This window comes from Rhizobium sp. L51/94 (genome assembly GCF_019355555.1).
Taxonomy (GTDB): domain Bacteria; phylum Pseudomonadota; class Alphaproteobacteria; order Rhizobiales; family Rhizobiaceae; genus Rhizobium; species Rhizobium rhododendri.
Window position 1 is genome coordinate 1,283,415 of the sequence record NZ_CP072141.1, and the last position, 13,341, is coordinate 1,296,755.

General features: G+C 60.9%; 13 protein-coding genes and 2 tRNA genes. 7 read left to right on the forward strand and 8 right to left on the reverse strand.

The genetic code is table 11. The features are described 5' to 3' along the window. The first annotated feature begins 8 nt into the window (after positions 1–8). Together J5274_RS06140 and J5274_RS06145 are read left to right on the forward strand one after the other, a co-directional pair. Positions 9–85: transfer RNA gene (locus tag J5274_RS06140), tRNA-Arg, on the forward strand. Between the two features lie 228 nt (positions 86–313). Then, positions 314–709, forward strand: a complete 396-nt coding sequence (locus tag J5274_RS06145) for a hypothetical protein (RefSeq protein WP_142823902.1) — start codon at positions 314–316, stop codon at positions 707–709. A 78-nt stretch (positions 710–787) separates the two neighbouring features. Here J5274_RS06145 and J5274_RS06150 read toward each other — a convergent pair whose 3' ends face one another. The 4 genes from J5274_RS06150 to J5274_RS06165 form a co-directional block, all read right to left on the reverse strand. Continuing rightward, the gene (locus J5274_RS06150; protein WP_142823903.1) at positions 788–1,306 is read right to left on the reverse strand and encodes a DUF992 domain-containing protein; all 519 of its coding nucleotides are present in this window, start codon (positions 1,304–1,306) and stop codon (positions 788–790) included. Positions 1,307–1,613: 307 nt separating this feature from the next. Then, positions 1,614–2,327, reverse strand: a complete 714-nt coding sequence (locus J5274_RS06155) for a hypothetical protein (RefSeq protein WP_142823904.1) — start codon at positions 2,325–2,327, stop codon at positions 1,614–1,616. Positions 2,328–2,539: 212 nt separating this feature from the next. After that, a complete protein-coding gene (locus tag J5274_RS06160; protein ID WP_142823905.1) occupies positions 2,540–2,872 on the reverse strand; it encodes a chaperone modulator CbpM in 333 nt (110 codons plus the stop codon). A 3-nt stretch (positions 2,873–2,875) separates the two neighbouring features. Then, complete coding sequence (locus J5274_RS06165) at positions 2,876–3,790, reverse strand: DnaJ C-terminal domain-containing protein (RefSeq protein WP_142823906.1); 915 nt, start codon at positions 3,788–3,790, stop codon at positions 2,876–2,878. Between the two features lie 386 nt (positions 3,791–4,176). On the opposite strand from J5274_RS06165, the gene J5274_RS06170 reads away from it, so the two are divergent. Beyond that, entirely contained in the window at positions 4,177–5,055 is an 879-nt protein-coding gene (locus J5274_RS06170; RefSeq protein WP_142823907.1) for an aldo/keto reductase, read from the forward strand. A 549-nt stretch (positions 5,056–5,604) separates the two neighbouring features. Here J5274_RS06170 and J5274_RS06175 read toward each other — a convergent pair. Beyond that, positions 5,605–5,702: transfer RNA gene (locus J5274_RS06175), tRNA-OTHER, on the reverse strand. 389 nt (positions 5,703–6,091) lie between these two features. Here J5274_RS06175 and J5274_RS06180 point away from each other — a divergent pair. From J5274_RS06180 to J5274_RS06190, 3 genes are read left to right on the forward strand one after another with little or no spacing between them, the layout of a single operon-like run. Continuing rightward, the gene (locus J5274_RS06180) at positions 6,092–7,342 is read left to right on the forward strand and encodes an FAD-binding oxidoreductase (protein ID WP_142823909.1); all 1,251 of its coding nucleotides are present in this window, start codon (positions 6,092–6,094) and stop codon (positions 7,340–7,342) included. Positions 7,343–7,352: 10 nt separating this feature from the next. Continuing rightward, positions 7,353–8,063, forward strand: coding sequence for an SDR family oxidoreductase (locus tag J5274_RS06185; protein ID WP_142823910.1), 711 nt, complete (start codon positions 7,353–7,355; stop codon positions 8,061–8,063). A gap of 14 nt (positions 8,064–8,077) precedes the next feature. Further along, positions 8,078–9,127, forward strand: a complete 1,050-nt coding sequence (locus J5274_RS06190) for a 4-hydroxyproline epimerase (RefSeq protein ID WP_142823911.1) — start codon at positions 8,078–8,080, stop codon at positions 9,125–9,127. Between the two features lie 60 nt (positions 9,128–9,187). Here the strand turns inward: J5274_RS06190 and J5274_RS06195 are convergent, their stop codons facing one another. Both J5274_RS06195 and J5274_RS06200 read right to left on the reverse strand, forming a co-directional pair. Next, entirely contained in the window at positions 9,188–10,114 is a 927-nt protein-coding gene (locus J5274_RS06195; protein WP_142823912.1) for a carbohydrate kinase, read from the reverse strand. Between the two features lie 78 nt (positions 10,115–10,192). After that, positions 10,193–10,891: an orotate phosphoribosyltransferase gene (locus J5274_RS06200; RefSeq protein WP_142824442.1), complete on the reverse strand. Its 699-nt coding sequence runs from the start codon at positions 10,889–10,891 to the stop codon at positions 10,193–10,195. 357 nt (positions 10,892–11,248) lie between these two features. On the opposite strand from J5274_RS06200, the gene J5274_RS06205 reads away from it, so the two are divergent. Next, positions 11,249–12,151, forward strand: coding sequence for a GGDEF domain-containing protein (locus tag J5274_RS06205; protein ID WP_142823913.1), 903 nt, complete (start codon positions 11,249–11,251; stop codon positions 12,149–12,151). On the opposite strand, the gene J5274_RS06210 is transcribed toward J5274_RS06205, so the two are convergent. Next, entirely contained in the window at positions 12,141–13,337 is a 1,197-nt protein-coding gene (locus tag J5274_RS06210; protein WP_142823914.1) for a GGDEF domain-containing protein, read from the reverse strand. The genes J5274_RS06205 and J5274_RS06210 overlap by 11 nt on opposite strands. Positions 13,338–13,341 lie beyond the last annotated feature (4 nt).

Sequence of the window (13,341 nt, forward strand, 5' to 3'; positions counted from 1 at the left end):
TTGCTTCCGCACCCGTAGCTCAGCTGGATAGAGCACCAGACTACGAATCTGGGGGTCGGGCGTTCGAATCGCTCCGGGTGCGCCATTTTCTCCTAATGTTTGTGTATGCAAGTGTCGTGACAGAAGCCGCGTAAGATCGATATTTGATCGCCAGGCTCCTGAAACTCTGTCGTTTGTGTCGAACTCCTGCGCATCTCCACGCACGCGACACAGCCGAAAATGAACCGGCTCTCTCTATAGAACCATCGCGAAAGCGAGCTCCGGTTGAGCTACTCTCAGGGCTGTAAATGCCACTGTGATCCCGGAGGACGAGATGCTTTTTCGTACGCTTATGACTTCCTGCATATTGCTTGCTCTGCCTGCACTGGCGCTCGCCGACCCCACCGGAACGTTCGACGTGACCGGAAGCGGCGATGGGAGCGCTTATTCAGGGACCGTAAAAGTCAGCCGCACCGGCGGTACCTACGATGTGCAATGGACCATTGCCGGCGAAAAATTTGTCGGAACGGGGATCGGTGCGAAGTTTACCGGCGACCGCTTTGAGATGGGGCCGGCATCGTCAGACGACACGGCAATCTCGGTCGGATACGCATCGAAGAACAATTTTGGCATCGCCATGTATTTCGAACAGCCCGACGGAACGTGGCAGGGCGTCTGGACTTATGGTGGCGCTAAAAAGGTCAATATGGAGACCTGGACACGCAGATAGCGCCAACGATCGCAACGGCGACCATAAAAAAACGCCCGTGCTGCGGCGGCAGAACGGGCGTTTTTCGGTATTGAGGACTTAGCTGGCGGATGCGAGCGTCATCGATGTGCCGGTGGCAGCGATGTTGAGGCCGAGCTGGCCGGTTACGCTGATGGTCTGGAGGTGGATTGCACCCGTTGTGCCGCCGAACAGCATGTTAGCACCGACACCGGCACCGACGGTAGCTTCAGCAGTGGCACCCTGGTAGAGGCCGGCAAGTGCGCCGTGGTGATAGCCTGCGGTCGGTGCGAAAACAGCCCAGACCAGACGGCTGCGTGTTGTGAAGCCGAGGTCGACACCGAACTTGCGGATGGCGCCGGTGTAGTGATCGACGCGGCCGCTACCGTTTGCAGATGTGTAGGTGCAATCGACGCTCTTGGCCGAGCCGAGGACGTAGCCAACGCCGCCAGCGATATCGCAGGTCAGGTAGCCGATCTTGACGCCGTTGCTGTTGTCCTGGTCTTCGTAGTTGGTGACCATGTCGGCAGCAGACACAGCCGGAGCAACGGCGAAGGTCAGCGATGCGGCGGCCAGCGCCATTGCAATTGTCTTTTTCATTTTTCTCTCCTGTTTATCGTCGTATCGGCGCCAAACGCCGGATAGTCTTTAATGAATATCGCGATTGCTAACGGATGAGCCGCGAGCAGGTTCCCGATCAGAACGATGAAGCCGGTGTGTTCGCCAAAAATTGATTAACGGATCCCATGAGCCCAGGATCAGCGTTCATCCTTCATTAGGACATTTCGAAGGCGGGCGCGTTGCCGCTTCGAAATATTGCCGCCAGCAATTGTGCCAAGCAAGCGACGCCCTGGAATTTGATGTGCCGCCGGGTTTGCATCTGGCATGCGTGTGGAAAGAGCGGCCGTCAGGCGGTAGCAGCGTCTGTCGCGGGAGTACCTGTGCTGGAAGTGATGTTGGCGCCTGTCCAGCTCAGATAGTAGAACTGCGTGCCGACCTGGCCGAAATAGGCGGCGTTGCCGGTGGTTTTGTCGATGAAGCTGTTGTCGGCGGCGCGACTGAGTGTGCCGTCGCCGTTGCGCTGCAGATGCGCCTTCAGATAGTCGTTCCAGTCGCTGGTCGGGATGGTTTTGGCGGTGTCAGCTGTCGCGGTCGTGTCAGCGCTGCTGTTGGTTTTCGATGTCGGATCCCAGGCAGCGATTGATACTCCCTGCGTCGGATCGGAAACGGTGAGGGTGCCGCCGCTGAGCGCGTCGAGCATCGCTTTCGCCTGTTTCGCGCCGTCGCTGGTGCCGGCTGCGGTCGCGGTAAGGTTCTGCTTCAGCAGCGCCATGAACGAGGTCGTGGTGATGTCGGTGCTCGCCGTGTCCGAGTTATCTGTCGAGGATGTCGTCGCAGTTTCGTCGGACTGGCTGTTCGAGAGGCTGTTGAGCATGCTGGCAAGCGATGCCTGAGCCGATGACGGCAGGCTCGAGACATTTTTTCCGACGCTCGATCCGTCGAGCAGCGAACTGTCGGACGTGCCGCTGCCGCTGCTGTCGCTGCTGGTATCTCCGGAGGTCAAAACCTTGAGGGCCAGTTGGGCGGCGATCAGTCGCGTGGAGGAGAGGGCGGTAACCATCTGGGGCCTTCCTGGGCGATGCCAACCCGCCCGTTTGCGTGCTCGGCCTGGCGTGTGAACGCTGCCGCTTGCGAGGAGGTCGTTGTGAAAGGGCCACTGCGTGGCACCCCCGGACAACCCTCGCAGCGCCGGCAGCGCGACTGTCCCAAGGCTAGGCGAAAGGGCTTGCCCGGAGCTTGCCCGTCAATCGGCGCAGGTTGACGAGCCTCAGCTCAGCTGTTGTGAAAATCTCTCCGCTGCTCGATCTCGGCGATGAGGCGCTGTTGCACCTCGTCGCCTTGGGCCTTGATGCCATCGACCAGATCGCGAAGCGTGCCGCGCAGGCCGTGCACCTGATCGACGAGTTCCATCACCACATCGACACCGGCCTCGTTGAGCCCCATCGTCTCGATTAGGTCGAGTATCAGCCTGCCGCGCGCGACATCGGCTTCGCGGAACGCTCTTCCCCCTTCGGTGGCATCGGGCACAAGCCATCCCTGCTCGATCCAGACGTCAAGAACCGAGACTTCGATATGCAGCGACTGGCGGAATTCACGATCGTCCATGGTTCAGCCTCCCATGCTGGCTCTGGGTTCGTGTTTCTCCCCGGCTGCCCAGTCTTTCACGAAGGCCGTCAGTTCGGCATCCGGTGTCTCGGGCAGCACGATCTTTAATGTGACATAGGCGTCGCCATGTTCGCCGCCACGCTTGGGAACGCCTTTTCCTTTCAGGCGCATCACTTTGCCCGTGTTCGAGTTCGGGGCGAGCGTGATGGCGACCGCGCCCGATGGCGTGGGTACTCGCACCTTGCCGCCCAGCACCGCCTCACGCAGGCTGATCGGCATGTCGAAGCGGATGTCATCTCCGTCCCGCACATAAAATTTATGCGGCCGGACCTTGATGTCGATCATCGCGTCGCCGGCCGGAGCGCCGTTCAAGCCCGGATCGCCCTTGCCGCGCAGTCGCAGTGTCTGGCCATCGGCAGTGCCCGGCGGGATCTGCACGTCGAGCGACGGGCCGTTCGGCAATTTGACTTGCGTCTTGGTGCCGTTGACGGCGTCGAGAAAGTCGACCTCCATCGAAAAGCGTCTATCCTGGCCCTTCATTTGCTGGGCTCCCTGCCCACGGCGCGAAAAGAAACTGGAGAATATATCGTCAGCACCGCCAAAGTCGGCAAAACCGCCGCTGTTCTGGTAAGGCCCGCCGCGTCCTTCGTTCGAGGCATAGTCGCGGTAATACTGGCGCTGCTGAGCTTTTTCGCTGCCGCCGGCATCGATTTCTCCGCGATCGAAGCGCGCCCGCTGTTCCTCGTCGCCGAGGATCGCATAGGCGGCCGAAACCTCCTTGAATTTTTCTTCTGCCTGCTTGTTTCCCGGATTGAGGTCCGGATGAAGCTTCTTGGCGAGCTTGCGGTAGGCGCTCTGGATGTCCTTCTGCGCCGCGTCCCGCTTGACGCCGAGAAGCTGGTAGGGATCACCACTCATGGATTTCTCCGTCTCGTAAAGAATTTAGCCCGGCAGAAACTACCTCGTCGGCGCGCTTCCCGGGTCTATCGAATCACAGATAGGCATTGATGCCGCCGTTCACACCATTGGAAGCCTTTTTTCCGCAGAAGACCAGCGGCTTGGCATAGAAGCCCCCGGCCAATTCACACCATCGCTGCCGGTCCGGCAGGGGACGACGGTACTGCATCCGGGGAGCGGTCAGTGACGACGATCGCGGAGGGCCAGAACCAGCCGTTTCGGCGTCGCTTGTTGTATCTTCGTCCCGCCTACCCATCTCCCTCTACGCCGGGCAGCGAATGGCCTTGCGCAGAAAATGCCTCCGGCCTCGAAGAATTTCCGAAAGATAGATTGAGAAAGAGACGATCATGACCGAATTGAATGCATCCAAGTCCGGGACCTTCAAGATTGGCGGCGATCTCACCGTCAACCGTCTTGGTTTCGGCGCCATGCGCATCACAGGCAAGGGAATCTGGGGCGACCCCGCCGATCGCGAGGAGAGCATCCGCACCCTCAAGCGACTGCCCGAGCTTGGCGTCAACTTCATCGATACCGCCGATTCCTACGGCCCTGATGTCTCGGAGCAGCTGATCAAGGAGGCATTGCACCCCTACGGAAATATGGTGATCGCCACCAAGGGCGGTCTGACGCGCACCGGTCCTGAGGTCTGGATACCCGTCGGTCGCCCCGAATATCTCATCCAGCAAGCCCACAAGAGCCTGCGTAATCTCGGCGTCGAACAGATCGACCTCTGGCAATTGCACCGCATCGATCCAAAGGTTCCGGCGAAGGAACAGTTCGATGCCATCAAGTCGTTGCTGGACGACAAGATCATCCGCCACGCCGGCCTGAGCGAGGTGTCCGTGGCCGAGATCGAAGCCGCCTCGAAGGTCTTCAAGGTATCGACGGTGCAGAACCGCTATAACCTCGTCGACCGCACCAGCGAAGACGTGCTCGATTACTGCGAGAAGCACGGAATCGGCTTCATTCCCTGGTACCCGCTCGCCGCCGGCGATCTCGCCAAGCCCGGTTCGCTGCTGGATACCATCGCCAAGCGCCACAACGCAGCCCCGAGCCAGATCGCGCTTGACTGGGTGTTGAAGCGCAGTCCCGTGATGCTGCCGATCCCCGGGACGTCAAAGGTCAAGCATCTGGAAGAGAACGTGGCGGCGGTCAACTTCACCCTGTCCGAGGATGAGTTCAAGGCCCTCGACGCGGAAGGCAGGAAGGTCTTCAAGGCCGCCTGAGCCAGAGCGGCAGCCGAAAGTGACAACAGCCGAAAGTGACAAAAGCAACGCCGTCACTTTCGGCATTATCTCACGAAACCCATGGACTTACGGTCGCGCGAGCATTTGCCCGTCGCTCTGTCAATATCCCAAACGCTCACTTTCTCGGCTGCTAATTAGGCGAATTGTCGCAGAGGCATGCTCTAATGCAGGCGCTGGCTCAATAAGCCTGACTTACTCATGCATCAAGCGCATTGCTGCAATGCAATGTCAGTCATTTTAAAAAGCGGGCAGTGACTGTATCTATTGTTTCGAAGGCAGCGCACTCCTCCTCCCGGCGCTTCCTTCTTCGATCGGCAGCACTCCTCCTCCCAGTTGCCGATCTCTATTAAGAGCCCGACGCATCCTCCTCCCGCGTCGGGCTCTTTAAGTTTCCAGCTCAGCCAATATCAGTCTCCAATACGCGCCACGCCTGTCTGGCCGTTGTCGCGCGTCCATTTGACCTTGCCGGCGCCGTCCCGTTCGAGCACGAAGCACATCGGCGCGCCGTCGTACCAGGTCTTGAATTGCTGGCAGAGCCGGTCGGATTTGATCCACCATTTCCCGACGTCGTTCGGCTTGATGAACTTGCCAAGGCCGACCGCCTCGCCATTGCCGTCGACGGTTCCGGACTTGTGGTAGGTAAGGGGCATTTCGCCACCGAGCGGGGCTGCGAGATAGATCGTGCGGCCAATGATATCGCTGCGGATATCGTTGTCCGTCATAGCTTCGGCCCGGGCGGAGACTGGAAGGAGCGCTGCGAGCGCAAGGAGTGCAGGGAGCAACGGCTTCATCTTTGACCTCTGGTCGGTTGATACAAAGCCATCTACGTCGCAGCCGCCAATTTGGTTTCACCATCTCCCGACAAAGCCATCGTTTCTACCGGCCATTCGCTCCATCGGACGTCTGTGATGGAGAGGTCCAGTCTTTCAAAAATCTATAGGCACCAGGGCAGCGCCTGATATATCTCTGCGATTGATTTGCTGCGCAGCGCAGCCGTGTTCGGATATGCAGGCCCATGACGGAAGACACCCGGAAAACCACCATCGTCATCGGCGCCGGCATTGTCGGCGCTGCCATCTCTTTCGAACTGCAACGACGTGGCCACCGGGTGACGCTTGTCGACAAGGGCGAGCCTGGCAGGGGCACGTCGTTTGGCAACATGGCCAGCATCGCGCTCGATTTTGCCGCCGGCTCCGGCCCCTCGACATGGCGCAAGATGCCGGGGTGGTTGCTCGATCCGGAAGGGCCCGTCTGGCTACGGCCTTCCTATGCGCCAAAGATATTGCCGTGGTTCCTGCGTTTCCTCGCCGCCGGCCGTCCATCGCGTCTGCGTCAGATCGAGGATGCCGGGATGGCCCTGTCGGCTCCTGCACTTGCCGATTTTCGCGCCATGCTGGATGCAATAGGCGCACCCGAATTGATGACCGAGGACGGATGCCTTGCCATCTACGAAACCGAGGCTGAATTTGCGGGCGATCGCGGCCATCTGGAGATGATGCAACGCAATGGTTTCGAGCATTCGGTCGTCAGCGGTGCCGACCTCCGCGCTCTCGAACCGGCCCTCTCTACCCACATTGCCAAGGCGGTGCTGCTGCCGAACAACAAGTCCATCCGCAATCCCTATCATCTGGTTCTGAAGCTGGTCGATGCTGCGAAAGCGGCCGGTACAGGCTTCGTCTCTGGCGAAGCCACCATGATGGAGCGCCGGGCGGGCGGCGGTGTCACAGTCATGCTCGCCGATGGCCGCAGGCTCGATGCCGACGATGCGGTGGTTGCTGCCGGCGTGCCGACGCGGGTGATCGCCAAGGCTTTGGGCGAGCCTATCCCGCTCGAGACCGAACGGGGTTATCACACGCAGATCATGGCCCCCGGCATTTCCATGCGCCACTCGATCATCTGGCCGGCCCGCGCCTTCATGGTGACGCCGACCGCCGGCGGCATCCGCGTCGGCGGCAACGTCGAGCTTGCAGGCCTCGATGCGCCGCCGGATTATCGCCGTCCCCGCGTCCTCGTCCGCCATGCCCAGAGGGCGCTGCCCGGCCTCAAGGTAGAGGAGGCCACCGACTGGATGGGCCATCGCCCCTCGTTGCCGGATACCATCCCCATCATTTCCGCGTCCTCCCGACTACCGGGCGTCTGGTATGCAACCGGTCACGGTCATCTCGGTCTCACCTATTCCGCCACGACAGCCCGCCTGATGGCGGATATGATCGGTGGCATGAAACCGTCGATCGATATGACGCCGTTCCGCATCAACCGTTATTAGGAGAAAGCCGATGTCCGATACCCAAAAGCCAGTCGCTCTCATTACCGGCGGCGGCCGGGGCATGGGCGAGGCGATCGCCCGCGAACTGGTGGCCACCGGCTATCGTGTCGCGCTGATGTCGCCCTCCGAAAGCTGCGAGAAGCTGGCTGCCGAACTCGGCGGAGTCGCCTCGCGCGGCGTGGCGGAAAAGGCGGAAGACATCCAGGCAATCTTCGACCTGACCATGAAGACCTATGGTCGCATCGATGCGGTGGTCAACCATACCGGCCATCCGCCGAAGGGCGATCTGCTCGACATTTCCGACGAAAACTGGACGCTCGGCTCCGACATGATGGTGCTCAGCGTCGTGCGCATGGCGCGGTTGGTCACCCCGGTGATGCTGCGCCAGGGCAAGGGTGCCTTCGTCAACATCACCACCTTCGCCGCATACGAGCCCTCGCTGGTATTCCCGGTCTCCTGCGCGTACCGTGCAGCCGCCGGTGCCTTCACGAAGCTCTATGCCGATCGCTACGCCGCGGACAATATCCGCATGAATTGCCTGTTGCCGGGCTACATCGATAGCCTCGCCCACAAGCCTGAGACGGCCGAGAAGATCCCGATGAAGCGCATTGGCCAGATGCAGGAGGTTGCCAAGACCGCAGCCTTCCTGCTGTCCGACGGTGCCGGCTACATCACCGGCCAGAATATCCGCGTCGACGGCGGCGTCACCCGGCACGTCTGATTGGAGAAGATGATATGAGATGGAAGCGGACGATCCAGCTGCTGGATGTTCATTGCGAGGGTGAGATCGGCCGGGTCGCGATCGGCGGCGTGCCGAAGATCCCCGGCAATACGATAGCCGAGCAATTGCACTGGATGAACACCGATCCGAAAGGCGAAGAGCTCCGGCGCTTCCTGGTGCTCGAACCGCGCGGCGCGCCGATCGGCTCCGTCAACCTGCTGCTGCCGGCAAAGCACCCGGATGCAGATGCCGGCTTCATCATCCTGCAGCCCGACCAGGCCCATGCGAGCTCCGGCTCGAACTCGATCTGCGTCACCACGGCGCTGCTGGAATCCGGTATCGTCGAGATGCATGAGCCGGAAACCACAGTCACGCTCGACACCGCCGCAGGCCTCGTTCGGGCGGTTGCCACCTGCCGCGATGGCCGCTGCGAGAAAGTGCGGCTGACCATGGTGCCATCTTTCGTCCACGAACTCGACGTGCTGCTCGACACGCCGGAATGGGGCGCGATCAGCGTCGACATCTGCTATGGCGGCATTTTCTACGCCCTGGTCGATGTCGGACAGGTAGGCCTCACCATCGAGACGTCGAAGGCGGCCGAGCTGGTGAAAGCTGGCATGGTCCTGCGCGATCGTATCAACCGTACGATGGCCATCGTCCATCCGGAAATCCCGGCGATCTCGGGCGTTGCCTACGTGATGTTCCGCGATATCGATGCCGACGGTGCCATCCGCACTTGCACCACGATGTGGCCCGGCCGGGTCGACCGCTCGCCCTGCGGTACCGGCAACTCCGCCAATCTCGCGACGCTGTACGCGCGCGGCAAGGCGAAGGTCGGCGACGTCTTCAAGTCGCGCTCGATCATCGGGTCGGAATTCGAAGTAGGCCTCTCCGCCGTCACGGAGGTAGCCGGCAAGCCCGCCATCATTCCGACAATCACCGGCCGAGGCTTCACCTTCGGCCTGTCGCAGGTGTCGCTGGACCCCTTCGATCCTCTCGCAGCCGGTTTCGCGCTGACGGACGTCTGGGGCCCCTCCGCCGGCGAGATCGGCGCAGGTAAATAACCTTCCCCTTCTCCCCTCGGGGAGGAGGTGCCCCAAGGGCCGATGAAGGTATCTAGCCTTCTAAAGCCCGATTTCCCGGGCCCATGGCGGATTGGCGCCGGCGCGCGACACCGTGACGGCCGCAGCCTTGGCACCGAGCCCGAGGGCATCGCGCAACGCCTTCTCGTCGAGCGAGGCGACCTGCGCCTTCGTCAGCAGATTGTTCATCTTCAGCGATGCGAGGATGCCGGCGTCGAATGTGTCGCCGGCGCCGACTGTATCGACCACAGTGACGCGTTCGCTCGGCACAGAGACCTTCTGCGACTTGGTGTATCCCGTCGCGCCCTCCGCCCCCTTGGTGATGACAACCAGCCTGGCGCCGTGGTCGAGCCAATGGGAGGCCAGTTGGTCATGGTCGCCGGACATGCCGAACCATTCCAGATCCTCGTCCGAGAATTTCAGGATGTCCGACATCGCCGCCATGCGCTTGATGCGCGCCATATGGGCCGGCTTGTCCTTGATGAAGCCCGGCCGGATGTTCGGATCGAGCGAGATGACGCGGCGGGCCTGCTCGCGCGCCATCAATGCCTCGTAGGTCTCGCCGCAGGGGCTGGGGATGAGGCTGATGGCGCCGAAATGCAGCGCCTCGCAGCTGTCGCCGAGGTCCGGCAGATCGGCTTCGGTGATCATCCGGCCGGCGGTGCCTTCGTCGTAGAAGGCATAGGTCGCCTGGCCGTTGACCAGCTTCACGAAGGCGATGGTGCTGGGCCGCGAAACGATGGCGCAGGGGCTGGAATCGACGTTGCTCGCCTTCAGCGTCTCGATCAGGATTTCGCCCAGCATATCGTCGGCAAGGCCGGTGAAGAAGGCAGTCTCGACGCCGAGGCGACCGAGCGCGATAGCGGTGTTGAAGATCGCACCGCCGGCATAGGGCGCAAAGGCCTTTTCACCCAGCGTCGTTTCCCGGGGCAGCATGTCGATCAAAGCTTCGCCGCAGCACAATATCATTCCGGCCTCCCAGAGAGCGTGTCTCTATCTTGTACACTGTCAAAAACGGTTAGAGCGATTTCGAAGAAATGCAAAGCGTCACGTCGCCGAAAGCTGGGTGATGCCGCCGTGCGCGCCCGACCAGGCGAGCGGTGCATCGAGAAACGCCTCGACGGCGGACAGCGTCTTCTCGTCGAAAAGCTTCTGCGCCTTGGCGACGGCAAGCACGTTGCGCCACGTGGCGATATGATGGAAGTGCACCTTGCCGTCGGCAAACCGCAACGCCCCTTCGTCAAAAATGCCGTAGTAAAAAAGAGCAATCGCGTGGTCGACGATGCCGCCGGCAGCGCGGATCGCGTCGATGAACGTGAACATGCTGCCGCCGGCCGTTGTCAGGTCCTCGATAACCAGCACGCGCGCGCCGGCCGGCATGTCGCCCTCTATCTGGGCGTTGCGGCCATGGCCCTTGGGCTTCTTGCGGACATAGATCATCGGCAGGCCGAGGCGGTCGGCGAGCAGCGCTGCAAAGGGGATCCCGGCCGTCTCGCCGCCGGCGATGCAGTCGAACTGCTCGAACCCGGCATCGCGCAACAGCACGCTGGCAGCAAAGTCCATGACCGTCGAGCGGACGCGTGGATAGGAAAGTAGTTTGCGGCAATCGATATAGACGGGGCTGGCCATGCCCGAGGCAAATTTGTAGGGCGTCTCGGCGTTGAAATGCACAGCCTTGATTTCCCAGAGCATCTTTGCCAGAAGTTCAGCCATCACGGCGCGGTCGGGAAATGTCGTCTGCATGATGCGGCTCTCCTCAGGCTTTGAACGTTGCCTGCGGCATAGCAGCAAGGCGCGGCGGTTTCCAGAAGGCGACCACGTTTACGGGCTTAAATTACGCGGAGCGCCTGTTAAAAATGAGGCCACCAGGGGAGGCTCAGACCTGTTCAAGCCGTGATGCGGCGCCATATGGACAGCTTCGCCTCATCCACAGCGAAGTTTGTTATTAAGTAATAACTAATAAGATATATATCCTGGTCGTTTCCTTGCCATTGTGGGTTGCGGTTGAAAAATTCATTAAAATGGTTGGTATTTGCTTAGGATTGAGGTTTCTAAATTACCCTTAGTTTCCACCCGCCAAATGGGGCATGCAAGGAGACCGGAATGCGCCTGCCACGATCTGCGGCACTGAAGAAATTTGGTTCGTCGCTTACGCTGAAGATCTTCTCGATCTGCTTCCTGGCGACGCATCTGCCGCTGCTGGCGCTGATCGCCTATCTGCTGACGGGCTATGAAGCGGCAGCGATGCCGATCCTCGCCACTGCACTGCTGGCGACGTTACTGGGCACGGGGCTCTGTTTTCTCTCGGTGTGGCTGTTGCTGCGGCCGCTGGAGGCTGTGACCAAAACCGTGCAGGCCTACCGGGAAACCGGTGCGGTATCGACGATCCGCAGCCAGCGCCGCGATGAAATCGGCGTCGTCGTCAACGCGGTGTCGACGCTGATTGCAGAACTGCATGCGACTCTATCCCAACTACGCCGCCAGGCGACGACCGATGTGCTGACCGGCCTCGGCAACCGCCGCTGGCTGCGCGATATCGGCACTTCGGAACTCCAGCGCGCAGAACGCGAAAATGAGCCGGTTTGCGTCATTGTCTTCGATCTCGATCACTTCAAGACCATCAACGACGAGCATGGGCACGAGGTGGGCGACCAGGTGCTGACCGTGACCGGCGCGATCATCCAGCACAACATGCGGCCTTACGATATCGCAGCGCGTATCGGCGGCGAAGAGTTCTGCATCCTTTTGCCGCGCACCGACACCGCGCAGGCGATTGCCATTGCCGAACGTTTGCGAAGGGAGCTGGCAACCCGGGCGGTCGGCCCCGTGCCCGCCGGGCGGATTACCGCTAGCTTCGGCGTCTACTGCGGCGATCCGACCACCGAGACACTGAAAACGATGATGATGGCAGCCGACCGCAAATTGTATGCGGCTAAGAACGGCGGACGTAATGCCGTTCACTGGGATACCGCCAGGCCTGTCGCGGAAGTCGCAGTCAGGCAGTAGCGGATTCAGTTTCCGGTGGATTTTCCGTCTCGCTCGTGACGACATGAAGATACTCAGCGGTCTCCACGCGGTTTCGGCCGTTACGTTTCGCGGCATAAAGCGCCCGGTCGGCAGCCTGGAGGACGCCTTCGAAATCGGCTCCCTCGTTTGAGCCGAAGGCGATGCCGGCACTGACGGTACATTTGACGGTCTTGCCTTCGAAGGAAAAGGAGCGTGCCGCAAAACACTCGCGTATGCGGTCGGCGATCTGTTCGGCCCGGCCGGGCATGACATTGTCGAGCACCAGCGTGAATTCCTCGCCGCCGAGACGGGCCACGACGTCGTAGGCCCTGAGATTGGTGACGAGTTCTTCGGCGAACAATTTGAGAACGGCATCTCCTGCCGCATGGCCAAATTCGTCATTGACCGCCTTGAACCGATCGATGTCGAAGATAACAGCGGCCATCACAGTCGAAAAGCTCCTGTTTCCGCAACGATCGAACAGCGCCCTGCGGTTCATCAGACCCGTCAGCTGGTCCGTCATGGCATCCGACCGGTGACGGGTCGCCTGGCGCCACTGATGGAGGGCCAGCGACAGGGCGCCGATTCCCGTCATGGCAGCGATGGCAACCGCGATGCTGAGGTTTTCCGCCCAGTTTTGAGGCGCCTTGCCAATCACCATCTTGCCGTCGGAGATGAGGACGGCGGAGCAGAGCACGAAGGTGAACGCGGTCAGGAGGTAGAGAGTCGTGATACCGTAGATCGGAGCGGGCGCCTCGGCGCGGCCGAGCCAATATTCATAAGCTGTGGCTGACAGCATCGCAGCGATGACGAGATTGTAGACGATGAAGGCCAGCCCGTCATAACCGAGCAACATCGGCGGCACGCTTATGGCCAGCCCCAGGACAGTACCGGCGACGATCCTGACGGGAGACAGGCGATCCTTCCTGAACTGGTAGCCTGCCGCCCAGATGACGGAGAAACCGGAGAGAGCGATGGTGAAGGAGACGATCGCGAGGCTCATCGTCGGATGAGCTACATAGAAGCTGTAACAGCAGATCGCTGCGACGACCAACAGCAACCCAATGGCGCAGGTTAGGAGGAATGTTTCAGGTCGGCGGTTGAGCCAGCTACCCAGCAACGTCACCGCAAGGCAAAACGTCGATGCACCCAGCGCGATCAGAAGAGAATTATAGTCGAGCATCATGCCG